This is a genomic window from Bifidobacterium callitrichos DSM 23973 (genome assembly GCF_000741175.1).
Taxonomy (GTDB): domain Bacteria; phylum Actinomycetota; class Actinomycetes; order Actinomycetales; family Bifidobacteriaceae; genus Bifidobacterium; species Bifidobacterium callitrichos.
In genome coordinates this window covers 14,995-40,932 of record NZ_JGYS01000007.1, presented here as the reverse complement: position 1 = coordinate 40,932, position 25,938 = coordinate 14,995, and the positions used below count along the sequence as shown (strand labels likewise).

At 65.8% G+C, this 25,938-nt stretch carries 22 protein-coding genes and 2 pseudogenes; 14 read left to right on the top strand and 10 right to left on the bottom strand.

The window, feature by feature from the left end; all coding sequences use genetic code 11:
* Positions 1–315: 315 nt before the first annotated feature.
* Positions 316–777 carry a MerR family transcriptional regulator gene (locus tag BCAL_RS05220; protein WP_274518250.1) on the top strand — a complete coding sequence of 154 codons (462 nt, stop codon included), beginning with the start codon at positions 316–318 and terminating at the stop codon, positions 775–777.
* Positions 778–1,435: 658 nt separating this feature from the next.
* Here the strand turns inward: BCAL_RS05220 and BCAL_RS05215 are convergent.
* Together BCAL_RS05215 and BCAL_RS05210 are read right to left on the bottom strand one after the other, a co-directional pair.
* Positions 1,436–2,134 (bottom strand): hypothetical protein, encoded by a 699-nt coding sequence (locus tag BCAL_RS05215; RefSeq protein WP_043166934.1) that lies wholly within the window; start codon positions 2,132–2,134, stop codon positions 1,436–1,438.
* A 529-nt stretch (positions 2,135–2,663) separates the two neighbouring features.
* Positions 2,664–2,987: a DUF3039 domain-containing protein gene (locus BCAL_RS05210; protein ID WP_043166977.1), complete on the bottom strand. Its 324-nt coding sequence runs from the start codon at positions 2,985–2,987 to the stop codon at positions 2,664–2,666.
* Positions 2,988–3,127: 140 nt separating this feature from the next.
* Here BCAL_RS05210 and coaD point away from each other — a divergent pair, with 140 nt between their 5' ends.
* The 7 genes from coaD (at position 3,128) to ilvN (ending at position 9,495) form a co-directional block, all read left to right on the top strand.
* A complete protein-coding gene (coaD, locus tag BCAL_RS05205; RefSeq protein ID WP_052119257.1) occupies positions 3,128–3,661 on the top strand; it encodes a pantetheine-phosphate adenylyltransferase in 534 nt (177 codons plus the stop codon).
* On the top strand, positions 3,654–4,649 hold the full coding sequence (locus BCAL_RS05200; protein WP_238549624.1) for an ATP synthase subunit B family protein: 996 nt from the start codon (positions 3,654–3,656) through the stop codon (positions 4,647–4,649). Before coaD ends, BCAL_RS05200 begins: the two co-directional genes overlap by 8 nt.
* A 130-nt stretch (positions 4,650–4,779) precedes the next feature.
* Positions 4,780–5,406 carry a YceD family protein gene (locus BCAL_RS05195; protein ID WP_043166931.1) on the top strand — a complete coding sequence of 209 codons (627 nt, stop codon included), beginning with the start codon at positions 4,780–4,782 and terminating at the stop codon, positions 5,404–5,406.
* Positions 5,407–5,567: 161 nt separating this feature from the next.
* Positions 5,568–5,762: a 50S ribosomal protein L32 gene (rpmF, locus tag BCAL_RS12650; protein WP_081887263.1), complete on the top strand. Its 195-nt coding sequence runs from the start codon at positions 5,568–5,570 to the stop codon at positions 5,760–5,762.
* A 169-nt stretch (positions 5,763–5,931) separates the two neighbouring features.
* On the top strand, positions 5,932–6,717 hold the full coding sequence (rnc, locus tag BCAL_RS05185; RefSeq protein WP_081887262.1) for a ribonuclease III: 786 nt from the start codon (positions 5,932–5,934) through the stop codon (positions 6,715–6,717).
* A gap of 257 nt (positions 6,718–6,974) precedes the next feature.
* The gene (locus BCAL_RS05180; RefSeq protein ID WP_043166928.1) at positions 6,975–8,936 is read left to right on the top strand and encodes an acetolactate synthase large subunit; all 1,962 of its coding nucleotides are present in this window, start codon (positions 6,975–6,977) and stop codon (positions 8,934–8,936) included.
* A gap of 1 nt (position 8,937) precedes the next feature.
* On the top strand, positions 8,938–9,495 hold the full coding sequence (gene ilvN, locus BCAL_RS05175) for an acetolactate synthase small subunit (RefSeq protein ID WP_043166926.1): 558 nt from the start codon (positions 8,938–8,940) through the stop codon (positions 9,493–9,495).
* A gap of 310 nt (positions 9,496–9,805) precedes the next feature.
* Here ilvN and BCAL_RS14125 read toward each other — a convergent pair.
* The 3 genes and pseudogenes from BCAL_RS14125 to BCAL_RS05165 form a co-directional block, all read right to left on the bottom strand.
* Positions 9,806–10,048, bottom strand: a pseudogene (locus BCAL_RS14125) (ABC transporter C-terminal domain-containing protein); the annotation flags it as partial.
* A 116-nt stretch (positions 10,049–10,164) separates the two neighbouring features.
* A pseudogene (locus BCAL_RS05170) lies at positions 10,165–12,133 on the bottom strand (ABC-F family ATP-binding cassette domain-containing protein); the annotation flags it as partial.
* Between the two features lie 58 nt (positions 12,134–12,191).
* Positions 12,192–12,956, bottom strand: coding sequence for a type 1 glutamine amidotransferase (locus BCAL_RS05165; protein WP_052119256.1), 765 nt, complete (start codon positions 12,954–12,956; stop codon positions 12,192–12,194).
* 65 nt (positions 12,957–13,021) lie between these two features.
* Here BCAL_RS05165 and cysS point away from each other — a divergent pair, with 65 nt between their 5' ends.
* Entirely contained in the window at positions 13,022–14,689 is a 1,668-nt protein-coding gene (gene cysS, locus BCAL_RS05160) for a cysteine--tRNA ligase (protein ID WP_043166923.1), read from the top strand.
* Positions 14,690–14,728: 39 nt separating this feature from the next.
* Here the strand turns inward: cysS and BCAL_RS05155 are convergent, their stop codons facing one another.
* Positions 14,729–15,676 carry a cation transporter gene (locus tag BCAL_RS05155; protein ID WP_052119255.1) on the bottom strand — a complete coding sequence of 316 codons (948 nt, stop codon included), beginning with the start codon at positions 15,674–15,676 and terminating at the stop codon, positions 14,729–14,731.
* 290 nt (positions 15,677–15,966) lie between these two features.
* On the opposite strand from BCAL_RS05155, the gene ffh reads away from it, so the two are divergent.
* From ffh to rimM, 5 genes are all read left to right on the top strand, one after another.
* Complete coding sequence (gene ffh, locus BCAL_RS05150; protein ID WP_043166921.1) at positions 15,967–17,604, top strand: signal recognition particle protein; 1,638 nt, start codon at positions 15,967–15,969, stop codon at positions 17,602–17,604.
* 21 nt (positions 17,605–17,625) lie between these two features.
* Complete coding sequence (locus BCAL_RS05145) at positions 17,626–18,681, top strand: endonuclease/exonuclease/phosphatase family protein (RefSeq protein WP_043166968.1); 1,056 nt, start codon at positions 17,626–17,628, stop codon at positions 18,679–18,681.
* A gap of 162 nt (positions 18,682–18,843) precedes the next feature.
* Complete coding sequence (gene rpsP / locus BCAL_RS05140; RefSeq protein ID WP_043166919.1) at positions 18,844–19,299, top strand: 30S ribosomal protein S16; 456 nt, start codon at positions 18,844–18,846, stop codon at positions 19,297–19,299.
* Between the two features lie 39 nt (positions 19,300–19,338).
* Positions 19,339–19,572, top strand: coding sequence for an RNA-binding protein (locus BCAL_RS05135; RefSeq protein ID WP_003828241.1), 234 nt, complete (start codon positions 19,339–19,341; stop codon positions 19,570–19,572).
* A 69-nt stretch (positions 19,573–19,641) separates the two neighbouring features.
* Positions 19,642–20,259, top strand: a complete 618-nt coding sequence (rimM, locus tag BCAL_RS05130; RefSeq protein ID WP_043166916.1) for a ribosome maturation factor RimM — start codon at positions 19,642–19,644, stop codon at positions 20,257–20,259.
* Positions 20,260–20,282: 23 nt separating this feature from the next.
* On the opposite strand, the gene BCAL_RS05125 is transcribed toward rimM, so the two are convergent.
* The 4 genes from BCAL_RS05125 to BCAL_RS05110 all read right to left on the bottom strand — a co-directional run bounded on the left by BCAL_RS05125 (position 20,283) and on the right by BCAL_RS05110 (position 25,817).
* Entirely contained in the window at positions 20,283–21,995 is a 1,713-nt protein-coding gene (locus BCAL_RS05125) for a dipeptide ABC transporter ATP-binding protein (protein ID WP_043166914.1), read from the bottom strand.
* 122 nt (positions 21,996–22,117) lie between these two features.
* Positions 22,118–23,791 (bottom strand): ABC transporter substrate-binding protein, encoded by a 1,674-nt coding sequence (locus BCAL_RS05120; RefSeq protein ID WP_043166912.1) that lies wholly within the window; start codon positions 23,789–23,791, stop codon positions 22,118–22,120.
* A 77-nt stretch (positions 23,792–23,868) separates the two neighbouring features.
* Positions 23,869–24,870 (bottom strand): ABC transporter permease, encoded by a 1,002-nt coding sequence (locus BCAL_RS05115; protein ID WP_043166910.1) that lies wholly within the window; start codon positions 24,868–24,870, stop codon positions 23,869–23,871.
* A complete protein-coding gene (locus BCAL_RS05110; RefSeq protein WP_043166908.1) occupies positions 24,867–25,817 on the bottom strand; it encodes an ABC transporter permease in 951 nt (316 codons plus the stop codon). The genes BCAL_RS05115 and BCAL_RS05110 overlap by 4 nt, the downstream gene beginning before the upstream one ends.
* Positions 25,818–25,938: the final 121 nt, after the last annotated feature.

Genomic DNA, 25,938 nt, shown 5'->3' with positions numbered 1-25,938 from the left:
CGCACCGTTCTCCCTCTTCCTTTGGTTTTCCTTTGGTCAGGATTCCTTCCTGCGGGTCCCGCATGTGGTTGCGCAATCATCATCACAGTTCAAGTAAGCTTGAATGCAAGTGCGCCGCGATCGGGCGGCGTGTCGCATGCGATGCCAAGGGCAATGCCGCGAGAAAGGGACGGATGCACAATGATGAACGACATCGACGGATCGGTCGAAAAGGTCGGGGCCGTGGCTGCCGAGAGCGGGACTGCCGGGAAGATCAAGAACGGAACTGCCATATCTGCCGGGGCTGAGACGACCAAGGCGGCCGAGAACGGCAAAGTGGCGGAGGCGGGGCAAACGTCAGCCGAGCCGCGGACCTACACGATCCGCGAGGTGGCGCGACAGTTCCATATGGAGCCCTCGGCACTGAGGTACTACGAGGATCAGGGACTGCTGACGAACGTCAGGCGCAACGCGAGCGGGCAGCGCGAATACGAGGAATGCCACATCAATCGATTGCGCGCGATCTGCTGCTTCAAGAACGCGGGCATGACGATCGGGGATCTCAAGAAGTTCTTCCTCTACGAAAGCAACGAGCCCGAGCACATCGACGAGATCCTCGAACTGCTCGAGTCGCGTCGCGAGGCGCTCGACGAGCAGCGACGCGCGCTCAACGAGGCCGCATTGCACGTGCAGCGCAAGCTGCACTTCTACGGCGACATCAAGCGCTCGCTCGACGAGCACCGCCCCCTGCCGGACTGGAAGTACTACAAGACCCGCAAATACTCGATCGACTGCTGACGGTCCAACATCCGGCGCGAGCCTCCTCCCCGCACCGAATCCCTTCGCCCCGGACCTCTTCACCCCGGGAGTCTTCACCCAAGAACTCCTCACCCGCCCCACCCCACACACCGGAACCCCTCACCTTGGAGACGAAGCCAGCCATTTTGCATCGAGGTCAACTTTCACTCAGCTGTGCCGCTCAATTGTTCCATCTCAACCGCGCCAGTCCAGTCATGTCCCAGTCATGTCACTTATCCGTGCCACTCAACGCAATTTTCGGCGATTTTGGCGTTGAGTGGCACGACGATACGTGATTCCCGTCTCGCCACCTTTTTGACATGCTGTCAAAAGGGTCATTTTCCAACGATTCTGCAATAGCCAATATCGCAAGGGCCACCCCTGCTCCCGATGTGTCTGCCACTCAACGTGAAAAAACACCGAAATCGCGTTGAGTGGCACGGTTTTCTGCCACTCAACGAACGTCAACCGATTGACATGCACTGAGTGGCAGACTCCTCACGCGTCTCACCCCGATCCACCCCGATCGCCGTATCGGATCCTACGGGATCGAACGTTTTCCCGACCACGCAAGCCCCCATAACGCCGGATCCTACAGGATCGAACGCAAAGGACCCAATCGCCACCAGGAAACAGGATTATGCGCAGGGTGCTAAAGCTAGAGCTCGCGCGGATTGACGCGGCACTCCTGCGACCATTTGGCCTTGTTCGCATCGTAGTTGGGGTCGGCCATGTCGAGGGGGATCCTGCTGAAGTAGGTGTCCGGACTGGTGGCGTTGAGCTCCGCCTCGATCTGCGCATCGGTCATCGAGTTGTCGACGACGTCGTGCCGGCGCATGCAGTCGATGATCATCGATATGTCGTTCTTGCCGTCCGGATTGGTTTTGTCCATCAGCAGCAAGCCCGCAAGATAGTCGATGCCGGACTCCTTCTCGCACGTGTCGGTATCGCGATGCATGCGGTCGGCCCATGCCTGATCGGTGGTCTGATCAGGGTGATAGATGGTGCTGGTTCCATCGATGGACATGGTGGCGGTGTATCCCTTGTCCGTCATGCAGGAGACATAGCGGTCCGCCGCCTCCTGGACCTCCGCCTCGGCGAGCTTGCCGTCGGAGAGCGCCTGAACCGCGAACTCGCTACCGTCGCGCTTCGCCCGATCGTACGCCCACGAATAGTCCTCCGCATGCGCCCCGGTGAACGTCGGTTCGCTGTTCGATCCGGTACCGCCGTTCCCTCCGCCTCCGCCCGAGGCGAGAGGATTCGAGGCGCATGATGCCAGCGTCATGATCACAATGAGCGTCGCACACGCGACGATCGTCGTACGACGCAGTCGAGAGCTCAGATGATACCGTGCCATGGTCGTCTCCTTCGCCGCTGTCGCCGGTAAGCGCTACACCATCCATCCATTGGATGGTCGCATAGCTTCACATTACGGCATGGACCATGGAACGGCAACGGCATGCGTCATCGCCGTGACTACACGAATCCGTTCATCAAACACTCATCATGTATGTCGCTATTGCTGTTTTCGTGGGTGGTTGTTTGCCGTTGGGCCTTAGGGAGAGGCATTCCATTTACTTGATTCCAAATTCCGTCGATTTGCGCGCTCTCCTATGGTCTGTTTCGGCAGTCCGCGTGGGACTCAGCGCCGCCAAGGCCGATTCCGGCCCTGAGTCCCGCAGATCCAAGGGACTCAGCACGATTCCTCGCGTTTTTCACGCTGAATCCCCCGAGGCAGGCGAACAAGGAGAACAGGAGACGCAACAGACACGACAGGGGGACAGCTCTACCGGGCCCGGCAACTCAAGGACTCCTGCGCAACCTGCTCAAACAACCCCATCGCAGTGACACACGCCCCTGTCGTACCGGCGCCGGCGTCAGTCGCATCACCAGCCGCGCATTTCGTCGTAGATGCGTTTGCAGTCGGGGCAGACGGGGTACTTGGACGGGTCGTGCTTGGGGACCCAGACCTTGCCGCACAGGGCGACGACCGGGCGGCCGGTGGCCTGCGACTCGGCGATGCGGTCACGCGAGACGTAGTGGGCGAAGCGGTCGGCGTCGCCATCGTCGGCGCGCTTGTTCTCCTCCTTGGTCTCGGGGCGTTCGAGCACCGCGGTGCCGGTCTCGGCATCCGGGTTGGACAGCGGCGAGGACGTGTCGGCGTCGAGATATTCGTCGAGGGATGCTTCGGCGAGCGCGTTGTTGATCATCATGACGACCTCCTTGTAGGGCATGTTCTGCACTCCATCATAGTGTTCGTGCAAACGATTGAGGTAACGGACGACGAATCGGCGTGACGCCGGCGCACATCATGGCGCATCACGCGCACGGGCGCGGTAGTCTAGTGCCTATGACCAAAGCAGTGTGCCCCGGCTCCTATGACCCCGTGACCGCCGGACATCTTGACGTTATCGAACGCAGTGCGCGCTTCTTCGACGAAGTGCATGTGGTGGTGGCGGTGAACGCCGCCAAGACGCCGATGTTCCCCACCGAGACCCGTGTCGACGTGATCCGTCGTGCCCTTGCCAAGGATGGCTGCACGAACGTCGTGGTCTCCTCCACCGACGGCCTGATCACCGATTACTGCAATAAGGTCGGCGCGTCGGTCATCGTCAAGGGCCTGCGTCAGAACGGCGACTATGAGGCCGAGCTCGGCATGGCGCTCGTCAATCGCAAGCTGGGCGGCGTGGAGACGCTGTTCCTGCCCGCCGATCCGGTGCTTGAGCATATCTCCAGTTCGATCGTCAAGGACGTGGCCCGTCACGGCGGCGACGTGACCGGCATGGTGCCCGACTGCGTGGTGCCGATGCTGAACGAGGCGCTGCACGGGCAGGCTTCGTCTGCGCCGTCCACGGACGCGCAGTCCACGGAAAGGAATGCATGATGAGCGATATCACCGATTATTCGAAGCCGGGCGAGCACCCGGAGGCTACGTCGATCTGACCGCGGGGACGGCGGACGGCGCGAACGCGGCAAACGCCGCCCAGACCGGTGCGGCCGGTACGCCCGGAAGCAACGCCGTTAACGGCTATGTCGCGCCGGCGGTCGATTTCACCGACATCGCGGGCGCGCCCGAAGCGGCCAGCGACGACACGGTCGACAGCGTTCGCGCGGCCGCGGCCGGCGTCTCCCCCGCACCGCAGTCCGCGCCCCAGGCCGCGCCGTCCTTGTCCGCGACGATGCCGGCGACGACCCCGAGCCCGACGACCCCCGGCGCGGACGCCGACGACAAGGCGGGCGACGATTCGCGCGTGCTCAAGTCCCCGTTCCCGCTGCCTGATCTGCGCGACGACGACGTCGATGACGACATGGACCAGAGCCGTGAGGAGTTCACGACCGTCTACGACATCATCGACCGGCTCGAGTCCGCGCTCAACGAGGCGAAGGGCAGCATCTTCTCCCCCGGTCAGGTGCGCATCGACCGCGACGACTTCTCCGACAACCTGAACGAGCTCAAGAAGATGCTCCCGGTGCAGCTCGAACGCGCCTCCGCGCTGATGCGCGAGGCCGAACGTCGACTGGAGGGCGCGCAGACGCAGGCGAACGCGATCGTCGCGTCCGCGCAGAGCCGTGCCGCCGATATCGTCAAGGAGGCCAACGAGCAGGCGCAGTTCCTCGCCGGTCAGGAGAACGTCACCGAGCTGGCGCGTCAGAAGGCGCGCACGATCCTCAACACGGCGCAGGCGAAGGCCGATCATCTCACGCATGGCGCGGACGAGTATTCGACGAAGGTCATGGAGACGCTGCGCGCGCAGCTCAACAAGATGGGCGGCGACGTGGACGCGGGCCTCAACGTGCTCTACGAGCGTCGCAAGGCCGCGGCACAGGACCTGCCGCATCTCGACATCAACGATTATCCTGAGGCGCAGTAGGGCGGAGTTGAGGCGGCTGATGGGGTGACGGAACATGTCCGTCTCTCCCCCAGTCAGCTTCGCTGACAGCCCCCTCGTCAGAGGGGGCCAATACTACGGATGACAACACTTAAGAAAGGCTAACGGTATTATGGCTCGTCCTGAACTTTCCCCGTGGGCGATTTCGGTGGCGCAGGTCGCCTCCCGCGCCGGGCAGTCCAAGGAGGTGAACGCCGACTTCCCCGCTCCCGGCGGCATCGGCGACGAGGTGATCGGCGTCGATGAGGGTGCGCCGGTGCATGTGGACGGCTCGTTCGACTCGATCGTCGACGGGCTGATCCTCAACGCGCGCGTCACCGCTCCGGTGCACGCCGAATGCACCCGCTGCTTGAAGCCGCTCAAGCGCGACTGGGGCGTGAACGTCACCGCATTCTTCCCCTACGAGTCCGAGGCCGCCAGCAAGGACAAGGACAAGAACAAGAAGAAGGGCGAGGTCGAGATCATCGCCGGCGAGGAGGAGTCGGAGGACTCCTATCCGCTGCTCGACGGCGGCGCGTTCGCCGACATCGAGGCGCTGCTGCGCGACACGCTCGTCGAGGCGCTGCCGCTGCAGCCACTGTGCCGTGAGGACTGCCTCGGTCTGTGCTCGCAGTGCGGCATCGACCTGAACGAGCATCCGGATCATCACCACGAGATCACCGACAGCCGCTTCGACGGACTCGCCGCTCTGAAGGCCCAGCTCGAGGCCGAGGAGAACGGCCGGGACGGCAGGGAGTAGTCACGCGGGCGATGGTGATGCCCCGGGCCCCGGTCCGGCATCTCGGGATACCACCCGCCGAAGAAACGCCGAGATCCGCTCGGAGTGACATTGTACGGGCATTGCGCTAGAGTACTGAACGCTTAAGCTCAAATGTTCGAACGAAATAGAGGATACTGAAAATGGCACTGCCTAAGTACAAGACCTCGCGCGCCAACACGCACTCGCGTCGCGCGAATTGGAAGGCGACCGCTACGGCCACCGTGAGCTGCCCGAACTGCGGCGCTCCGGCTCTCCCGCACGTGGCCTGCCCGAGCTGCGGCTCCTTCCGCGGCCGCATCTACCGTGAAGCCATCCGCGCCCCTCACGCCAAGTGAGTCGCCGAAGCTGATCACGGCATGAACTGCAAGAAAGCCCTGCCATCGACGGGTGGCGGGGCTTTCGCGTAACTATCCGCCATTCGTGGAAAGCGGCATCGCGGGCGACGACCGAGACGGGATTCGCCCCGGAGCCACTGTCCACGACCGACCCCATCAATCACCCATCATGACCAATTCCAACTCCAACTCCGCCACCAAGCAGACGTCCAAGCAGACCAAGCAAGACAACGATCAGCAGCACATCGTGCGCGTCTCCGGCCCGTCCAACGAAGCCGTCGAGGCGCTTCTCAAGGCGCTCGACACGACGATCAGCCCCGAGCTGCTCGTCCAGGCGCTCACTCACCGCTCCTTCGCGCACGAGCACCCCGGCGTCAAGCACTACGAGCGACTCGAGTTCCTCGGCGACGCCGTGCTCGAGCTCGTCGCCACCGAGACCCTGTACCGCATCCATCCGGACATGACCGAGGGCCAGCTGGCCAAGATGCGCGCCAAGGCCGTCTCCGAAGAGGCGCTGAGCGCGATCGCCCGCGACAAGCTGCACGTCGGCCCGTACATCCTGCTCGGCCACGGCGAGGCTGCGGACGGCGGCGCCGAGAAGAGCTCGATCCTGTGCGACATCGTCGAATCGCTCATCGGCGCGACGTTCGTCGAACACGGCATCGACGGCGCGCGCAACACCGTCCACCGCCTGATCGACGACACCCTGAAGGAGGTCGCCACCGAGGGCCCGGCGCTCGACTGGAAGACCTCGCTGACCGTCAAGGCGCACAAGATGGGCAAGGAGGAGCCGGTCTACCACATGGCCGTCACCGGCCCGGAGTACGCGCAGGAGTTCATCGCCCGCGTCACGCTCGGCGACGACGAGACGATCATCGGCGTCGGACGCGGCACGAGCAAGCGCAAGGCACAGCTCGCAGCCGCCGAGGCCGCCTGGCACAAGCTCGACGAGTAGGTCGTCAATGGGCGGAACGCGCGGGGCGTGAGGTACCTCACTGGTGCTTCGCGCCCCCGCGCGTTCCGCCCATTGAGCCATATGACGCAAACGTCACGCGCGCGAATACACTGGAGAAAACACGCGCGAAACCGGCCACGAAACCGGTCTTCGTCGCAAGCGAGGCCGACAGGACCGCAGGGTGCGACCATCAGTCGCGGCCGTCCGGCGGCGGCACAGGTCGGCGAGAACCAACGGAAGCGAAGTGTGAGAGGATTATGGCTTTACCCACGCCTTTGCAGGCATTCAGCGGCGTGCCCAAAACGCCCGTAAGCGACAAGCAGACCATCGTCGACGGCGAGAAGATGACCGGCGCCCAGGCGCTGGTCCGTTCGCTGGAGGATCTGGGCGTCACCGACGTCTTCGGCATCCCGGGAGGCGCGATCCTGCCCGTCTACCATCAGATCACCGACGATCTGAAGTTCCGTTTCATCCTGATGCGTCACGAGCAGGCCGCGGGTCATGCGGCCGAAGGCTACGCGATCTCCACCGGCAAGGTCGGCGTGTGCATCGTGACCTCCGGCCCGGGTGCCACCAACGTGGTCACCGCCATCGCCGACGCGAACATGGATTCGGTGCCGATGGTCGTCGTCACCGGTCAGGTCGGCGTGCAGGCGATCGGCACGGACGCGTTCCAGGAGGCCGACATCGTCGGCATGACCTACCCGGTCTCCAAGCACTCGTACCTCGTCACCCGCGCGCAGGACATCCCGCGCGTCATGGCCGAGGCGTTCCACGTCGCGTCCACCGGCCGCCCCGGCCCGGTGGTCGTCGACCTGACGAAGACCGCACAGACCGGCGAGATGTACTACTCGTGGCCGCAGCGCATGATCCTGCCCGGCTACAATCCGACGACCAAGGCGCACGGCCGCGTGCTCTCCGACGCCGCCAAGCTGTTCAACCAGTCCTACCGCCCGGTCCTCTACGTGGGCGGCGGCGCGATGCGCTCCGGCGCAAGCAAGCAGGTCAAGGCCCTGGCCGACCTGACCGACTCCCCGATCGTCACCACGCTGCCGGCGCGCGGCATCGTCCCGGATGACGATCCGAAGAACCTCGGCATGCTGGGCATGCACGGCACGATCGCCGCGACCGGTGCCGTGCAGCGCTGCGACCTGCTCGTCGCGATCGGCGCGCGCTTCGACGACCGCGTCACCGGCAAGCTCGACGCGTTCGCGCCGGGCGCCCGCGTGATCCACATCGACATCGACCCGGCCGAAATCGGCAAGAACCGTACGCCGGACGTGCCGATCGTGGGCGACGTGGCCACCGTGCTCGAGGATCTCATCCCCGAGATCGAACGCGCGCAGGCCATCACCCCGAAGCCGAACCGCAAGCCGTGGTGGGATCGCATCAACGGCTGGCGCGCGAAGTACCCGATGACGTGGGACGAGCCGACCGACGGCTCGCTGGCCCCGCAGTGGGTCGTCAAGAAGCTCTCCGAGCTGGCCGATCCGTCGACGATCTGGGTGACCGGCGTCGGACAGCATCAGATGTGGGCGTCGCAGTTCATCGACTTCCACGGCCCGCACGAGTGGATCTCCTCCGGCGGCCTCGGCACGATGGGCTACGGTCTGCCGGCGGCGATCGGCGCGTCCGTGGGTTCGGCGCGCGAGTTCGACGGCAAGAAGCCGGTGTGGCTCATCGACGGCGACGGCTCGTTCCAGATGACCAGCGAGGAGCTGGCGGCCGCGTTCTTCGCGCACACGCCGGTCAAGATCGCGCTGCTCAACAACTCCGTGTACGGCATGGTCCGCCAGTGGCAGACCCTGTTCTACGATCACCACTACTCGCAGACCAACCTGCTCGACGGCGAGGCGCACGGCGCCGAGGGCGACGCGCAGGCCGCCGCCGGCGAGCTGCCGCTCGAGGTGCCGGACTTCGTCAAGCTGGCCGAGGCGTACGGCTGCGTGGCGATGCGCGCTTTCACCGAGGAGGAGGCCGTCGAGGCGATCCGCAAGGCGAACGAGATCAACGACCGTCCGGTGCTCATCGACTTCCGCGTCTGGAAGGATGCGATGGTCTGGCCGATGGTCGCCGCCGGCAAGTCGAACGACGATGTGACGTACCGCCCCGGTCTGCACCCGTTGAAGGGCGATACCGGCACCGGGCCGATCGAGGACGACGAAGTGGCTGCGGCCGAAACCGCCGCCGCGAACGCCGAGAACGGAAAGGAGAACTGATATGCCCGCCAACTATCCCGCATCCAAGCCGGGCTCCGAGCGTCATACGCTGTCCGTGCTGGTGGAGAACCGTCCGGGCGTGCTGGCGCGCATCGCCGGTCTGTTCGCCCGCCGCGCGTTCAACATCAACTCGCTGTCCGTCTCCCCCACCGAGCGTCCGGACATCTCGCGCGTGACCGTCACCGCCGATGTGGAGGCGGTGCCGCTCGAGCAGATCATCAAGCAGCTCAACAAGCTGCTGCACGTGCTGAAGATCGTCGAACTCGACCCGAACACCACCGTCGAGCGCGAGCTCGTGCTCATCAAGGTGGCCGCCGATCAGTCGAACCGTTCCGACGTGCTCGAGATCGTGCGACTGTTCCGTGTGCGCGTCGTCGACGTGAACCCGGAGTCGCTCACGATCGAGGCCACCGGCGCCGAGGGCAAGATCGACGCGCTGCTGGGACTCCTGGAGCACTACGGCGTGATCGAGCTGGTGCGCTCCGGCGCCGTCGCCGTCACGCGCGGCCCGAAGGCGCTGGCCGAGAAGGTCATCGGCTCGGAGATCACCGGCCGCTGACGCCGCATTCGGCTCCATACACGTACGCGATAGGGGGTGTTCCTCACCTACGATGGTGGGGAACACCCGAATAACACTTCATTTCACATCATCACCCCACATCACCATCCATCGCGCGGTAATCACACCCATCGCGCGGTGAACGTCACATGAAGTAGTGTTTCGCCCATCGCGCAGTGATGCGAAACGGCGGAATTCCGCCAATCCGTAAAATCACCTCACTACTTCATGAGGATTTCGCCGCGCGATGGGTGTGATTACCGCGCGATGGGTGGCGAGGATGCCATGGCGATGATGCCGCCTGCGCCGGCTACCGGCCGAGCTGTTCGGACAGGTCCATCCATTCGAGAGTGAGTTCCTCCGACTCGTCGGAGACGGCCTTGAGCTGGTCGTTGAGCTTGTTGAGGCCCTCGTAGTCGCTTGGGTCGTGTGCGGCCATCTGCGCCTCGAGATCGGCCTTCTGCTCCTCGAGCTTGTCGAGTTTGCGCTCGATCGCGGAGACGCGCTTCGACGCGTCGTGGAACGCCTTGCCGGTGAGCTTCGGCGCGGAATCACCGGAATCACCGGAATCACCGGTACCGGAAGCGGAGGATGAGCCGGCAGCGGCGGAGGAAGCCGAAGACGCCGCATCGGACGCCTGACCGTTCCTGCCGGCGGCACCTGCCGAGCCCGCGCGTCCCCTAGCCCCGGACGAACCGGAACCGGAACCCGTGCCCGCGATGCCGGCGACCTCCGGCGGCAGTCCCTTGCCGTTCTTGAGGTCCTCGACCATGTCGAGATAGTCCTGCACGCCGCCGGGCAGGTGGCGCACCTTGCCGCCGATCAGCGCGAACTGCTGGTCAGTGACGCGTTCGAGCAGATAGCGGTCGTGGGAGACGACAATGAGCGTGCCCGGCCAGGTGTCGAGCAGGTCCTCCATCACGGCGAGCATGTCGGTGTCAAGATCGTTGCCGGGCTCGTCCATGATGAGCACGTTCGGTTCGTCGAGGAGGATGAGCAGCAGCTGCATGCGGCGCTTCTGGCCTCCGGACAGGTCGGCGATCGGGGTCATCAGCTGCGCGGACTCGAAGCCGAGACGCTCCATCAGCTGGCCCGGGGTGACCTCCTTGCCGTCGACGATGTAGCTCGGCTTGTAGCGCGAGAGCACTTCCTTGATCTTGTATTTGCCGAGCTTCTCAAGCTCGTCGAGTCGCTGCGAGAGCACCGCGAACTTCACGGTCTTGCCGATGTTCACGTGACCGGCGGTCGGGGTGAGCGTGCCGTCGATGAGCTTGAGGAGCGTCGACTTGCCGGCGCCGTTCGCGCCGACGATGCCGAAGCGGTCGCCCGGGCCGATCAGCCAGGTCACGTCGTCGAGGATCTCGCGACCGCTCACGGTGACCTTGCGCGCCGCGGACGTGGGTTCGGCCCCGCTCTCCTCGATGCCGCCGCCGATGGTCTCGCCGCCGGTGTTCATGCGACGCACCTCGCGATCGTCGTTGAGCGACAGGGCGGCCGACGCGGACGCCGCCCCGCCTTCGGCCTCGGCCCGGGCACGAGCCTCCTCGGCGGCCTTGATCGCCTCGGGTACGCCGGCGTCGACGAGACGCGGGTCGGTCATGTCGGTGACGGCCACCTCGACCGAGCCGTGCACCTGCGGTTCTGCGTACATCGCGTCGACCACGTCCACGCGCGACGCGGAGTCGGCGAGCGCCGCCACGTCCGGGTCGATGGCGTCGGCGGCCGATACGGTGCCCTGCGCATGCTCGAAGATCTGGGTGACGTCGACGAGGTCGACGACCTGCTTGCCGAGCCGGGAGGTGGCCATCTGCTTGAGTTCGAGCGTGTTGCGCATCGGCGGCACGTCGGCGATGAGCTCGCGGGCGGCCTTGACGTGGAACTTCTGCTTGGTGGAGCGGGCGCGGGCGCCGCGAGAGAGCCATGCGAGTTCCTTGCGGGCGAGGTTGCGGCGCTTGGTCTCGCGCACGTCGGCCTGACGGTCGCGTTCGACGCGCTGGAGCATGTAGGCGGAGTAGCCGCCCTCGAACGGTTCGATGACGCCGTCGTGGACCTCCCACATCGACTCGCACACCTCGTCGAGGAACCAGCGGTCGTGGGTGACGAGCAGCAGCGCGCCCTGCCCCTTGGACCAGCGGTTCTTCAGGTGTTCGGCGAGCCAGTGGATGGTGACGACGTCGAGGTGGTTGGTGGGCTCGTCGAGGGCGAGGATGTCCCAGTCCTTGAGGAGCAGTCGGGCGAGGTCGGCGCGGCGGCGCTGGCCGCCGGAGAGGGATCCGACCTTCGCGTCGAGGCTCATGCCGCCGAGAAGCGCCTCGACGATCTCGCGCGAGGAGTTGTCGGACGCCCATTCGTAGTCGGCGCGGCCTTCGAGCGCGGCCTGGCGGATCGTGGCGTCGTCATCGAGCGGATCGCGCTGGTCGAGCATGCCGAAGGTGAGGCCGCCGCGCTTGGTCACGCGGCCGGAGTCGGGTTCCTGCGTGCCGCGGAACAGGTGCAGCAGCGTGGATTTGCCGTCGCCGTTGCGGCCGACGATGCCGATGCGATCGCCTTCGAAGACGCCCTGCGTCACATCGGTGAAGATGGTCTTGGTGGCGAAGGCGAGCGAAACGTGTTCCAGTCCAATATCGTAAGTCGGCATGACTCACCAATGTAGCCTGAGGCCGCAACAGGGGCCGTGGCAGACGTTCCCGGCCGTTTCAGGAGATGACCGGGTCCTTCGGCCCCTGCTCCTCCTCGGCCTTGGCGAGCCCCTGCGCGTAGTTGCGGCAGCGCACGGCGAAGCCGGAGAACACCTGTTCGGCGAACGGCTCGAGCAGCGGGTTGCAGCGTTCGAAGTCCTCGCGCAGCTGCGATTTGGAGCCGCCGGCGGCTTTGAGATCCTTGACCATGCTCGGCTCGGCGAGCCACTCCTCGAGCAGGGAGGCGGTGACCTCGAGGTGGAACTGGAGTCCCAACGCGGATCCGGCACGGAACGCCTGCACCTTGGTGGCGTTCGATCGGGCGAGCAGCTGCGCGCTCTCGGGCAGCCCCACCACGTCGTTGTGCCAGTGGAGCACGTCGATCTGCTTGTCCCACATGGAGAAGTAGTCATGCTGGTCGACGCGCTTGATCGGGCCGAAGCCGATCTCCGGCGCCTCCCCGCGGCGCAGCTTCGCGCCGAGCGCGGTGGCGATGATCTGATGGCCGAGGCACACGCCGAGCACCGGCTTGTTCACGGCGACCGCGGCGCGGGCGAGCTTGGCCTCGGCCTTGAGCCCCGGGTGCCTGTCATAGTCGGCGGCGCCCATCGGGCCGCCCATGATGACCACGCCCGCGACCTCGTCGAACGAGGGCAGGTCCGGTTTCTTCTCGTCGACGATGTTGAGGATCTGATAGTCGAGACCGAGGTCCTCGAGATTGGTGAGGATGCGCCCGGGCTTCTCCCAGGGCACGTGTTGGAGCACAAGCACTTGCGGAGTCATGCCCTCTATTGTGGCACGAGCTACGTAAACGGCGCTCGCACGCGTCCGGGGTGTACCCTTGATGTATGGGAAATAGTCAAGAATCGCATGATTTCAATACTTCCGTATTGCATTCCGTATTGCCGAGCGCGCTCACGGAGGCGAAGGTCTCCCCGCTCGCCGAGGGGCTCAAGCTCTATGACACCGCCTCGCACGCGACGAGCGTGTTCACGCCGATCAAGCCCGGCGAGGTGGGCATCTACGTGTGCGGCGCCACCGTGCAGTCGTCGCCGCATATCGGCCACATCCGCGCGGCCGTCGCGTTCGACATCATCCGCCGCTGGTTTTTGAAGCTCGGATACAAGGTCACGTTCGTGAGGAACGTCACCGACATCGACGACAAGATCCTCGACAAGGCCGCCGCCGCGGGCCAGCAGTGGTGGGCGCGCGCCTACTACTACGAGCGCGAGTTCACGCGCGCCTATGAGACGCTGGGCGTGCTGCCGCCGACGGTCGAGCCGCGCGCGACCGGCCACATGTCCGACATGATCGACCTGATCCAGCGCATCATCGACAACGGCCACGGCTACGTCGTCACCGACGAGAACGGCAAGCCGACCGGCAACGTGTACTTCGACGTCGCCTCCTGGCCGCATTACGGCGAGCTGACGCATCAGAAGCAGACGGGCGCCGCGCAGGTGGACGAGGCGGCGGCCGTCGCCGACCGCATGGGCCCGTCCGTCGACGCCGCGGGCGACGACAAGTACAATCCGGTCGATCCGGCCGACGCCTCCCCCGACAAGCACGATCCGCGCGATTTCGCATTGTGGAAGGCGCCGAAGGACACCGATCCGCTGGATGCACGCTGGAACACGCCGTTCGGCGTGGGCCGCCCGGGCTGGCACATCGAATGCTCGGCGATGAGCCACCGGTACCTGAAGGACGGGTTCGACATCCACGGCGGCGGCCTCGACCTGCGCTTCCCGCACCACGAGAACGAGATGGCGCAGACCCGCGCCGCCGGCTACGACTCGGCCGCGCGCTGGATGCATTCGGCGTGGGTCACCGCCAAGGGCGAGAAGATGTCGAAGTCGCTGGGCACCGGCCTGTCCGTGCCGAGCGTGCTGGCCGAGCACTCCGCCTGGGTGGTGCGCTACGCGCTGGGCGGCGTGCAGTACCGTTCGATGCTCGAATGGTCCGATCAGGCGCTCGTCGAGGCCGAGGCGGCCTATGAGCGCATCGCGAACTTCATCGAGCGCGCCGGCGTCGCGCTGGGCGGGCAGCCCACGCGCGAGGAGATCGCGGGCGTTGCCGCCGATCAGCTGCCGGCCGATTTCACGTCCGCGATGAACGACGACGTGAACGTGTCCGGCGCGACCGCGGCGATCTTCACCGCGATCCGCTCCGGCAACACGCTGCTTTCCAAGCTCACCGACCACGCCGATTCGCCCGAGGCCAGGGCCGAGGTGCGCGCGGCGCTGGTCTCGGTGCGCACGATGCTCGACACGCTGGGCCTCGATCCGCTGGCCGAGCCGTGGGTGACGCAGGGCGCGGCCGGAGCGGCCGGCGACGGCGAGGACGAGACGCCGGAGCACAAGGCACTGGAGGCGCTGATCGGCGAGCAGCTGGCCGCCCGAGCCGCCGCCCGCAAGGAGCGCGACTTCGCCAGGGCCGATGCGATCCGCGATACGCTGGCCGAGGCCGGCATCGCCATCGAGGACGGCCCGCAGGGCTCGACCTGGTCCCTCAAGTAGACCCGGCGGGGTCTGCTCGAGGTCCCGATCAGACCCCGATCAGTCGAAGACGAAGTCTACGTCGACGATGTGCAGGCGGCGCTTGAGCTCGCGTTCGAGCGACCGCTTGCACTCGACGAGATCGGCCACGTCGATCGTGTCGCCGGTGCCGGCGAGGTACACGTCGACCGTGTAGTTCATGCCGGTCTTGAAGATCAGGGTCTTGTCGTATTCGGTGTTCGCCGGCAGATGCCGCTGAGCCACCGATTCGACGTACGCGTTCGTCTCGTCGTCGTCGTGCACGCCGCCGACCAGTTCGACGAACGCCTCCTTCAGTACGCCGAACGGCTCCTTGATCGTCGCGATGACCAAAGCCACGGTGATGAAGAAGTCGCCGGTGTAGTGCAGGAACCCGAGCGGGCCGCCCGCGGGCAGGATCATGAGGATCACCGCAACGGCGCCGACGCCGGCCGACATCACGCCATCGACGAAGGAGCTGTTGGCCTCGGCGTTCAGCATCGTGCTGGAATCGCGGATCGAACGGTTGCGGGAGCGGTAGTAGAGACACAGGCAGAAGCAGGCCGCCACGGCGAAGAGCTCGTAGATGACGACCGGCCCGGTGACGATCGGCTCGCCCTGTCCGAGCGCGAAGTAGTTGTAGGCGACCTGGATGACGTCGAGCAGGGAGTAGAGGAGCAGCGAGAGCGTGAGGATGGCCTTGGCGATCGCGTAGATCGGCTCGAGGGCGAACATGCCGTTGGGAAAGCGTTCGGTGGTGCGCACGGTGCGACGCGACAGGTAGACCGCGACGAGCCCCGAGAGCACGGAGATCGCGGTGAAGGAGAAGTCGAGGAACATGGCCTTGAGGCCGGTCATGAGGAAGACGACCATGCCGGCCGCGACCTGCGCGATGTTGACGACGATGCCGACGGTGAGCGCGCGGCGTTCGATGGCCTTGTGATTCTTGTTCTGATTGTGGTTCTGATGCTGATTGGGGGTACTGCTCATGGATGGGCCTTCCGGTGCTTGGCTGTCCGCGTTGGCCCTTGCCCGTCTCGGTATTCGCACCGGCGGGAGTGGCTCACAGCAGTCAGCTCGGTGGTGTCCAGGAAATTGTCAAAACACGGCCGTCATGGCCGCCGTGATCACATTCCACGGATTTTTATTGCCCCTCTATGATACCGGATACCCCCGATGCGGCTATGCTCCGGGCTGAGTCCGCATCGGCCCCGGCCACGCCCGAGCCCGGCGTCCGACCGCCGCCGGTTTTCCCGCGTGGCGGCTAGACTGAACCCATTATGGCAGCATTTAGTTCTTTGACTGACAAGCTCTCGAATGCGTTCAAGCATCTGAAGAGCAAGGGCAAGCTTTCCGAAACGGACATCGACGGCACGATCCGCGAGATCCGCCGCGCACTGCTCGACGCCGATGTGGCGCTCGAGGTGGTGCGCTCCTTCACCGCACGCGTGCGCGAACGCGCCCTCGGCACCGAGGTGTCGCAGGCGCTCAACCCGGCGCAGCAGGTCGTCAAGATCGTCGACGAGGAGCTGACCGATGTGCTCGGCGCCGGCGTCGACCGCCCGCTGAACTTCGCGAAGAACCCGCCGACGATCATCATGCTCGCGGGTCTTCAGGGCGCCGGCAAGACCACGCTGGCCGGCAAGCTCGGCTACTGGCTGAAGGATTCCGGCCACACGCCGCTGCTGGTCGCGGCCGATCTGCAGCGTCCGAACGCCGTGACGCAGCTGCAGGTGGTCGGCGAGCGCGCCGGCGTGCCGGTGTACGCCCCGGAGAAGGGCGTGCAGTCGGACGGCGGCGACGAGGTATCCGCTCCGGGACTGACGACCGGAGATCCGGTGAAGGTGGCGCGCGATTCAATCGCGTTCGCCAGGCAGAAGCTGTACGACACGGTGATCATCGATACCGCCGGCCGTCTGGGCGTCGACGAGGAGCTGATGAAGCAGGCGCGCGACATCCGCGACGCCGTGCAGCCCAACGAGATCCTGTTCGTCATCGACGCGATGATCGGCCAGGATGCGGTCAAGACCGCGAAGGCGTTCGATGAGGGCGTGGACTTCACCGGCGTGGTGCTCTCCAAGCTCGATGGCGATGCGCGAGGCGGCGCGGCCCTGTCGGTGGCGTCCGTGACCGGCAAGCCGATCCTGTTCGCCTCCACCGGCGAGGGATTCAAGGACTTCGAGGTCTTCCACCCGGATCGTATGGCCTCGCGCATCCTCGACATGGGCGACATCATGACCCTGATCGAGCAGGCGCAGAAGCAGTTCGACGAGGAGGAGGCCCGTAAGGCCGCCACGAAGATCTCCGACGGCTCGTTCGGCCTGGACGACTTCCTCGACCAGCTGCAGCAGGTGCGCAAGCTCGGTTCGATGAAGTCGCTGCTCGGCATGATCCCGGGCATGGCCGCGCATCGCAAGGAGCTGGAGCAGTTCGACGAGCGTGAGATCGACCGTACGGAGGCGATCATCCGTTCGATGACGCCGGCCGAGCGTCGTGATCCGAAGATCATCGACGGCTCCCGCCGCGCGCGCATCGCCTACGGTTCGGGTACGACCGTCTCGCAGGTCAACGCGCTGCTGCAGCGTTTCGAGCAGGCCGCGAAGATGATGAAGCGCATGTCCAACCGCGTCGGCGGCGGCATGCCCGGATTCGGCGGTCCGGCCATGGGCGGCGGCAAGAAGGGCAAGGGCAAGAACAAGCGCAAGGGCAAGTCCGGCAACCCGATGAAGCGCGAGGCCGAGGAGAAGGCGTTGCGCGACAAGCTCGCCGGCAAGAAGTCCGGTGCATCCGGCGGCTCGGCGTTCGCGAAGAAGCCGCAGAACCCGGCCCTGCCCGCGGGGATCCAGGAGGCGCTCGACGCCAACGGCGGCGAACTGCCCCCGAACTTCGGCGGCGGACTGGCGGGTCTGCTCCACTGATTCGGGAAGGGGTGAACCATGCTGGTGACGGTGTTGTATGCGGTGATGCTGATCGGCGCGATATGGGTGGCGATCGCGAACCTGCCGGCCGGTCTGGAGGCGTGGATGCCGTTGCCGTACATGATCGCGCTGATCCCGTTCCTGTGGGTGCCGCTCGGCGCCGCGGCACTCGTCGCCGCAGTGGCGCACGAGTGGGGCGTGATGTGCATGCTGATCGCGGTGGCGCTCGCCTCGACGACGCGTCGCAGCGAGTACTGGTCGAAGAGCCTCAATCCGCGGGGTGGCAAGGGCGGTTCCACAGCCGCCGGCACGTCGCGTGAAACAACCCGTGAAACACCTCGTGAAACGTCCTGTGAAACACGTCCGTCCCGACTCAACCTGATGACGCTCAACTGCCGGTACGGGCGTGCCGACGCGGAGCGGATCGTCGCCGAGGTGCGCGATCGCTATATCGACGTGCTCGCCCTGCAGGAGGTGAACGACGATCTCGTCGCACGCCTCGAGACGGCCGGCATCCAGAGTCTGCTTCCCTACCGACAGTCGGGCGAGCCGAAGGAGAGCAGCGACAACGGCGGATACAACATGCTGTTCTCGGCGCTCGAGCCCGCCGCGGCCGTGGCGAACGTCGTCGCGATCCCCGCGGCCGACGTGCCGGCGATCACGCTGCGTCTGGCCGGCGATCGCACGGCGACGATCGCCTCGGCCCATCCGAAGTCCCCGATGCGCGGCTGCCACGACTGGTCGGCCGGCATCCGCGGCCTCGGCGCGCTCGCCGAGGCGAAGCACATCGGCGATCACAACATCGCGGTCGTCATGGGCGACCTCAACTCCTCGACCGACCACCCGAGCTTCCGCGCGCTGCTCGGCGGGCGCGGACGGACGGGCGGACGGTTCCGCGACGCGAGCCTGATGCAGGGCACCGGGCCGTGCCTGACGTTCCCGAGCTGGCTGCCCTGGCCTCGCATCGAGCTCGACCACATCCTCGCCACGCCGGGCGTCACGTTCTCGAACGTCGCACCGGTCCATGTCAGGAACACCGATCATCTGGCGCTGACGGGGACGATCACGCTGGCCTGACCAGCGTGTCGCGCAGTCGCGACGCGACGTTACAATGGCTCAGTTATTCGCGCGTGCGTGGCGCCCTCTACACCCCGTGCCGCGAGGAACACGTGGGCTCGGCGAGCTGCGCCCCACAAAGCGAACCGATTCCACAAACCAACATTTACAAGGAGAGCCGTTTTGGCAACCAAGATTCGTCTCAAGCGCATGGGTAAGAAGTTCTACGCGTACTACCGCGTGGTCGTCATGGATTCCCGTACCAAGCGCGATGGCCGCGCCATCGAGGAGATCGGTACGTACGATCCGAACACCCAGCCGTCGACCATCAAGATCGACTCCGAGCGCGCCCAGTACTGGCTGGGTGTCGGCGCCCAGCCGACCGAGCAGGTCTACAAGCTGCTGAACATCACCGGTGACTGGCAGAAGTTCAAGGGTCTCGAAGGCGCCGAAGGCACCCTGAAGACCGTCGAGGCCGGCCCGGATGCCGCCGCCCGCATCGAGGCCGTCGAGGCCGAGGCGCAGAAGCTCAAGGCCGCCAAGTCCGAAGCCGAGGCGAAGGCCAAGGCTGAGGCTGAGGCCGCTGCCGCCGCCGAGGAGGCCCCGGCCGAGGAAGCCGCTCCGGCCGACGCCGAGTGAGCTTGCCCCAACAGGCATAACGCATAAGGAAGGCTGGTCATGCTCGCACAGGCAGTGGAACATCTCATCAAGAACATCGTCGATTTCCCGGATGACGTGTCCGTCAAGTCCCACGAGAACGCGCGCGGCGAACTGCTTCGCGTGCGCGTGAACCCGGAGGACATCGGCCGCGTCATCGGTCGCTCCGGCCGCACGGCCAACGCGATCCGCACGGTGGTGCAGGCCCTGTCCGACCACAAGGTGCGCGTCGACATCATGGATGTGCGCCGCTGACCCACGCGGGATGACAGCCACGCTGATCGGATGTGACGGCGGTGACGGCCATAGGCTACACTGCCAAGCATGACTGATCAGCACACTATGCAGGACGACCCTCAGCAGCCCGAGCTGCTGAGGGTCTGTCGTATCGGCCGAGCTCAGGGCATGAAGGGCGAGGTCACCGTACAGATCTTCACCGACGAACCGGAATGGCGCTTCGAACCCGGGTCGGTGCTGTATTCCGAGGACGGCGAGACGGAGTACACCGTCGAATCCTCTCGCACGTTCAAGAACCGATGGATCATCAAGCTCGAAGGCTGCGACGATCGCAACGCCTCCGAAGCCCTCAACGGCACCATGCTGTACGGCGAGGCCGACGATCCGGACGACATGCTCGAAGCCGACGAATGGTATCCGAAGGATCTCATCGGCCTCGAGGCCCGCATGGACGAGGAGAACGCGCTCGGCGTCGAGGGCGGGCATGTGGTGGGCAAGGTCGTCGACGTGATCGACTCCCCCGCCCAGTCCCTGCTCAAGATCCGCCTTGCCGAACCGGTGACGGTCGGCACCGCCAAGGACGGCACGCCGGTGGTCGAGAAGACCGCGCTCGTGCCGTTCGTCGACGAGATCGTGCCCGAAATCGACCTCGAGGAGGGCTATCTCACCCTCGACCCGCCGGGCGGGCTGATCCCGGGAATGTGATCGATCCGGGGATCATCCACGGATCACAGATCGATCTTCGGCGAGGCGTCGAGCAGCGTCCGCGTGTACTGCGCACGTGGATGGTTGAGCACCTCATCGGTCGCGCCGGACTCGACGACATGCCCGTTGCGCAGGACGGTGATCACATCGGACACCTCCTGCACGATGCCCAGATCATGCGTGATGAACAGGCACGCGAACCCCTCCTCGACCTGCAGACGGTGCAGCAGATCCAGCACGCGCCGCTGCACCGTCACATCAAGCGACGACGTCGGCTCGTCGGCGATCAGCAGCGACGGGCTCAGCGCCAGCGCACGCGCGATGCCGACGCGCTGACGCTGACCGCCCGACAGCTGATGCGGGAAACGATCGGCCACATCGGCCGGCAGTTCCACCTGATCCAGCAGCTCGAGCACACGCTTGCGCCTGTCGGCCTGGGAGAACCCGCCCTGCACGCTCATCGGCTCGCTGATGCTCCACGCGACGCTCTTACGCGGATTCAACGCCGAACCGCTGTCCTGGAACACGTACCCCATATGGGACAGGATCCCGCGCTTACGACGCCCATGCGCCCTGGCCAGATCCTCGCCGTCGATGAGCACGCGACCGCGCGTCGGGGAAAGCTGACCGGAGATGACCTTGGCGATCGTGGTCTTGCCCGCGCCGGACTCGCCGACCAGCGCGCGGGTACGCCCCGCCACCAGATCGAACGAGATGTCCTCCACCGCGTACTTGCCGGGGCGATACGCCACCGACACGCCCTCGATGGACGCCGCGCGCCTGCCGTCGCCCAACGCGGCGCGCTCGCCGGCGTCGTCCGACTCCTCCGGCTGGCCCGACACATCCGGTTTGCCGGGCTCAGGCTCGCGCACCGTGGCGATTGCCGGCTCAGCTGATTCCTCGACGTGCAGCCTCGGCACCGCCGCCAGCAGCATCCTCGTGTAGTCGTCCTTCGGGTTGCGGAAGACCTCGCCCACGCTCCCCTGTTCGACGATCACGCCGTCGTGCATGACGTACACGTCCTGCGCGGCCTGCCACACGACGCCCATGTCGTGCGTGATCAGGAGCACCGCGAGATCGAGTTCGGCCGCGAGCGAGGAGATGAGCTTCAAAATGGCCTGCTGGGTGGTCACGTCGAGCGCGGTGGTCGGCTCGTCGGCGATCAGCACCTTGGGGCGGTTGATGATCGCCATCGCGATCATCACGCGCTGCAGCTGTCCGCCGGACAGTTCGTGCGGATACGACGACCAGACGCGTTCGGCGTCCTGAAGCCCGACCTCGCGAAGCTGCTCGAGCACCTTCGCCTTGCGTTCGGCGGCACTGAGGTTCCGCTGATGGTATTTGAGCGATTCGGCGACCTGCATGCCCAGCGTGAACACCGGGTTGAACGCGGTGGACGGCTCCTGGAACACGGTGCCGATGTATTCGCCGCGGATGCGCTGCAGAGGCGCGTCGTCCGCCAGCAGGTCGATGTCATGACCGGATGCGGCGTCCTTGCCGGCGTCGTCGCCGCCGTCGCCGCCCTCGTCGAGGAACGCGTGGCCCTTGACGCTGGCCACGGACGGGTCGAGTCGGGGCAGCGCCATCGCCGTCACCGACTTGCCGGAGCCGGATTCGCCGACCAGCGCGGTGATGCGCCCCGGGTAGAGCTTCAGGCTCACGCCGTGGGTCACCTCCCGCTCGTCGAAACTGACGGACAGTCCGTCGACGGTGACGATCGCGCGCGGCTCGCTCATTGCTGCTCCTTGGCTGGTCATGAGATCACGAAAACTTGGGGAAAAGTATGGGGTGCGCCCCGTGCCCGGGTGGGCTCGCGGGGCGCATTCACTGGTCATTGGCGTTGGATTTGGATATCGGGTCAGTTCGCGCTGGCGAGGGTGACCTGGTTGTAGTCCGGGTATGCCGGGAAGTTGCCGATCACGAAGTTGGTGACGTTCGATCCGTGGATGAACGTGTTCTTCGAGTAGATCAGCGGCACGACGGGGGCGTCGGCCATGATCTTCTTGTCGGTCTCGGCCCAGATCTTGCCGGCCTCGCTCTGGTCGATGGTCTCGGTGGCCTTCTTGATGAGGGCGTCGACCTCCGGGTTGGAGTAGCGGGCGAGGTTGTAGTTGCCGTTGCCGATCTGCGAGGAGTCGAACAGCGGGGAGATGTTCGCGTACGGCGACGGGAAGTCCGGCTGCCAGCCGCCGATGACGAGGTCGTAGTCGCCCTCGTTGTTGGTCTCCGCATCGGAGAAGACGTCGTCGTTCAGGGTCTGGATGTCCACCGTGATGCCGGCGCGCTTGAGGCTCGTCTGGATGGAGGAGGCGGTCTCGGCCTGATCGGAGGTGGCGATGAGCTTGAGATTCGGGGAGGTCTGGCCGGCCTCCTTGAGCAGCTGCTTGGCCTTGTCGACGTCGCCGGTGGAGTCGGCCTTGTACAGGTCGTACTTCTCGCGGCCGGCGATGCCCGGGGTGATGAGGGTCGTGGCGAAGTTGCCGGCGATCTCGCCGCCGGAGGCGGTCTGGTAGGCCTTCTTGTCGACGGCGTATTCGATGGCCTGGCGCACCTTCAGATCCGTCACGCGCTTGGTGTTGATGGCGAGGTATTCGAGGGCGCCGTCACCGCTGGTGGCGAGCAGCTTCTGGTAGGCGGGGTTGGCCTGCGCCTGCGCGAGCTGCGCCGGCGGGACGAATCCGGAGAGGAAGGAGTTCTTGCCCTCGCCGGTGCCCTGCATGATCGACTGGGCGGCCACGGAGGTGTCCTGGCTCATCTTGAACACGATCTTGTCGGGGCCGGCGGTGCGCACCGGGTCGGTCTTCTTGTCCCAGTACTTGTTGCGCACGTACACGGCCTGCTTGCCGGCCTCGTTCGACTCGACCTTGTACGGGCCGGAGGCGACCGGGGTCTTGCCGTAGCCGGAGGCCGGGCCCTTGCCTTCGGGCACCGGGGTGAAGGCGGCCAGCGAGGCCACCCACGGCCAGTCGCCGAACGGGGCGTTCAGGTGGAAGACGATGGTCTTGTCGTCCGGGGTCTCGATGGAGTCGAGATGCTTGCCGTCGAACGGACCATGGTAGTCCTGCGCGCCCACGAGCAGCGTCTTGTGGTAGCTCAGGCCGCCGGTCAGGGAGTCGGCGAAGGAGCGCTCGAGACCGTACTTGATGTCCTTGGACGTGATCGTCGTGCCGTCGTCGAACTTGATGCCGTCCTTGAGGGTGTAGGTCCAGGTCTTGCCGTCGTCGCTCGGCTCGCCGGTGGTGGTGGCGAGGTCCGGCACGACCTTGGTCTCGCCGCCCTGCGTGATCTTCCATGCGGTCAGACGGCGGAAGATGTTGCCGTTGGTGGTGATGGGCAGACCCTGGCTCTTGGCCGGGTCGAGGTCCATCTCGGTGCTGGACAGCAGAACGTTCAGCGTGCCGCCGGTGGCGCCGGTCGACTGGCCGTTCGCCGTGCCGTTGGCGGTGTTGTTGCTGGCGCCGCAGCCCGACAGGGCGAGCACCGCCGCGCATACGCCGGCGATCGCGGCGCGCACCACGTGCTTGTTGGTCATGGTTGTCTCCTCTTCTTTTGCGCCGGCCCTCGATCGGTCCGGCAAGTCTTGTGAAATCGGAAATGCCGCTGATGGCGTCAGTTCCTGCCCAGAGTGACCCTCGGGTCAAGCAGGCTGTAGCAGATGTCGACGATGAGGTTGGCGATGATCACCAGCACCGCGGCGAACAGCGTCGCCCCGACGAGCACCTGCAGATCCAGATTCGATACGGAGTCGAGCAGCAGCGCGCCCAGTCCCTGCATCGAGAACACCTTCTCGGTCAGGACCGCGCCGCCGAGCAGGCCGCCCAGATCGAGACCGAACATGGTCATGACCGGCAGCATCGCGTTGCGCAGCGCGTGCTTGAACACGATGACCGACTCGGGCACGCCCTTCGAGCGGGCGGTGCGGATGTAGTCCTGGCTCAGCTCGCCGATCATCTGCGTGCGCGTGATGCGCGTGTAGCCGGCGGCGCTCAGGATCGCCAGCACCAGCCACGGCAGGATCAGGTGGTAGAGCCACTGCACCGGGTCCTGGCTGAAGTTCACGTATCCGCCGGAGGGGAAGATCTGGATGCTCAGCGCGAACGCGATCACGGCGAGCAGGCCGATCAGGTACGACGGCGCGGACACGCCCACGACGGACAGGCCGAGCAGCGTGCGGTCGACGAGCGTATCGCGCTTCAGGGCGGCCCACACGCCGCTGGCGACGCCGATGATGAGCCACAGCACAGCCGCGCCCACCGCGATCGAGGCGGTGACGGGGAAGCGGTCGGCGATCAGCTGGCTGACGGATTCGTTGAGACGGAACGAGTAGCCGAGGCACGGTGCGTCGCACACGACCGCGCCGCCGCCGGTGCCGAAGGTGCGTCCCACGAAGATGCCGGCGATATAGCTGCCCATCTGGATGTACCACGGCTGGTCGGTGCCCATGAACGCCGAGACGCGGCTCAACTGCTCGGGCGTGCAGGGCTTGCCGCAGGACAGCTGCGCGGGGTTGGTGGGCAGCAGGAAGAAGATGAGGAACAGCGCCAGCGTGATCAGGAGGATGACCAGCAGCGAGCTGGCGATGCGCTTGCCGATGTAGGCGAGGATGTTCATGCGCGGACCCCCTTGCGCGGATCGATGGCGTCGCTCAGACCGTCACCGAGCAGATTGAAGCCGAAGGTGAGCAGGAACAGCGCGCCGCCCGGGAACAACAGGTACATCGGATCGACGAGCGCCCACTGGACCGCGTCGGAGATCGAGCGGCCCCACGACGGAGTCGGCGGGTTCATGCCCACACCGAGGAACGACAGGCCGGCCTCGGCGCCGATGCGGCCCGGGATCGACAGGGTCACGTTGACGATGAGCAGCGGCATGAGGTTCGGCAGGATCTGGTGCCACAGCACGTGGGCCGGGGAGGCTCCCATCACGCGCGAGGCCACGGCGAAGTTGCGTTTGCTCAGGGTCAGGGTCTGGCCGCGCACCAGTCGCGCGATGCCCGGCCATCCGAAAAAGCCGAGGACGAGCGTAAGCAGCAGTGGGCGCGGGAAGCTCTGCGGCACGACCACCGACAGGGCGATCGCGAAGATGAGGAACGGGAAGCCGAAGAACACATCCATCGTGCGGGAGATCAGCGCGTCGGCCAGTCCCTGGAAATAGCCGGCGAGCAGGCCGAGCGCCACGCCGATCACCAGCGAGATGACCGAGGAGAACAGGCCGATGCCCAGTGAGATGCGCGAGCCGTACGCCACGATGGAGAACAGGTCGACGCCGCGCAGCGGGGTCACGCCGAACCAGTGGCTGGCGCTGATGCCGCCGCCGAATCCGGCCGGCACCGAGCCGGCGAGCGCCTCGGGGTGCTCGGCGTACGGGTCGTTGCCGGTGATCGCGGACAGGGGGCCGGCGAACACGGCGAGGGCCACGAAGAGCAGGACGATGACGCCGCCGACGATGATCGACGAGCGCAGATACGGTGATCTGTCTGCGGATGCGCCTGTGGCCGTACTGCGTGCCGCGGCCGATCCGCGTTTCGTCCCTCCGGCTGGTGCCGTCACTTCCGACATGTCTGTTCGCCTCTTTTCCTAGTCGAACAAACACAGTAACTCGAATCGAACCGTTTCAGGGCCGATTGCCATCAGAGAAACTGATGACCTGCTATCGTTCCCTGATTTGGCGCGAATCGTG

Excerpts from the sequence above, each read along its gene's own strand:
- ffh (WP_043166921.1), top strand. The coding sequence starts at position 15,967 with ATGGCAGCATTTAGTTCTTTGACTGACAAGCTCTCGAATGCGTTCAAG.
- coaD (WP_052119257.1), top strand. The coding sequence starts at position 3,128 with ATGACCAAAGCAGTGTGCCCCGGCTCCTATGACCCCGTGACCGCCGGA.
- BCAL_RS05210 (WP_043166977.1), bottom strand. The coding sequence starts at position 2,987 with ATGATCAACAACGCGCTCGCCGAAGCATCCCTCGACGAATATCTCGAC.
- BCAL_RS05135 (WP_003828241.1), top strand. The coding sequence starts at position 19,339 with ATGCTCGCACAGGCAGTGGAACATCTCATCAAGAACATCGTCGATTTC.
- BCAL_RS05200 (WP_238549624.1), top strand. The coding sequence starts at position 3,654 with ATGCATGATGAGCGATATCACCGATTATTCGAAGCCGGGCGAGCACCC.
- ilvN (WP_043166926.1), top strand. The coding sequence starts at position 8,938 with ATGCCCGCCAACTATCCCGCATCCAAGCCGGGCTCCGAGCGTCATACG.
- BCAL_RS05110 (WP_043166908.1), bottom strand. The coding sequence starts at position 25,817 with ATGTCGGAAGTGACGGCACCAGCCGGAGGGACGAAACGCGGATCGGCC.
- BCAL_RS05215 (WP_043166934.1), bottom strand. The coding sequence starts at position 2,134 with ATGGCACGGTATCATCTGAGCTCTCGACTGCGTCGTACGACGATCGTC.
- BCAL_RS05195 (WP_043166931.1), top strand. The coding sequence starts at position 4,780 with ATGGCTCGTCCTGAACTTTCCCCGTGGGCGATTTCGGTGGCGCAGGTC.
- BCAL_RS05120 (WP_043166912.1), bottom strand. The coding sequence starts at position 23,791 with ATGACCAACAAGCACGTGGTGCGCGCCGCGATCGCCGGCGTATGCGCG.
- rimM (WP_043166916.1), top strand. The coding sequence starts at position 19,642 with ATGACTGATCAGCACACTATGCAGGACGACCCTCAGCAGCCCGAGCTG.
- rnc (WP_081887262.1), top strand. The coding sequence starts at position 5,932 with ATGACCAATTCCAACTCCAACTCCGCCACCAAGCAGACGTCCAAGCAG.
- rpmF (WP_081887263.1), top strand. The coding sequence starts at position 5,568 with ATGGCACTGCCTAAGTACAAGACCTCGCGCGCCAACACGCACTCGCGT.
- BCAL_RS05180 (WP_043166928.1), top strand. The coding sequence starts at position 6,975 with ATGGCTTTACCCACGCCTTTGCAGGCATTCAGCGGCGTGCCCAAAACG.
- BCAL_RS05155 (WP_052119255.1), bottom strand. The coding sequence starts at position 15,676 with ATGAGCAGTACCCCCAATCAGCATCAGAACCACAATCAGAACAAGAAT.
- BCAL_RS05125 (WP_043166914.1), bottom strand. The coding sequence starts at position 21,995 with ATGAGCGAGCCGCGCGCGATCGTCACCGTCGACGGACTGTCCGTCAGT.
- cysS (WP_043166923.1), top strand. The coding sequence starts at position 13,022 with ATGGGAAATAGTCAAGAATCGCATGATTTCAATACTTCCGTATTGCAT.
- BCAL_RS05115 (WP_043166910.1), bottom strand. The coding sequence starts at position 24,870 with ATGAACATCCTCGCCTACATCGGCAAGCGCATCGCCAGCTCGCTGCTG.
- BCAL_RS05165 (WP_052119256.1), bottom strand. The coding sequence starts at position 12,956 with ATGACTCCGCAAGTGCTTGTGCTCCAACACGTGCCCTGGGAGAAGCCC.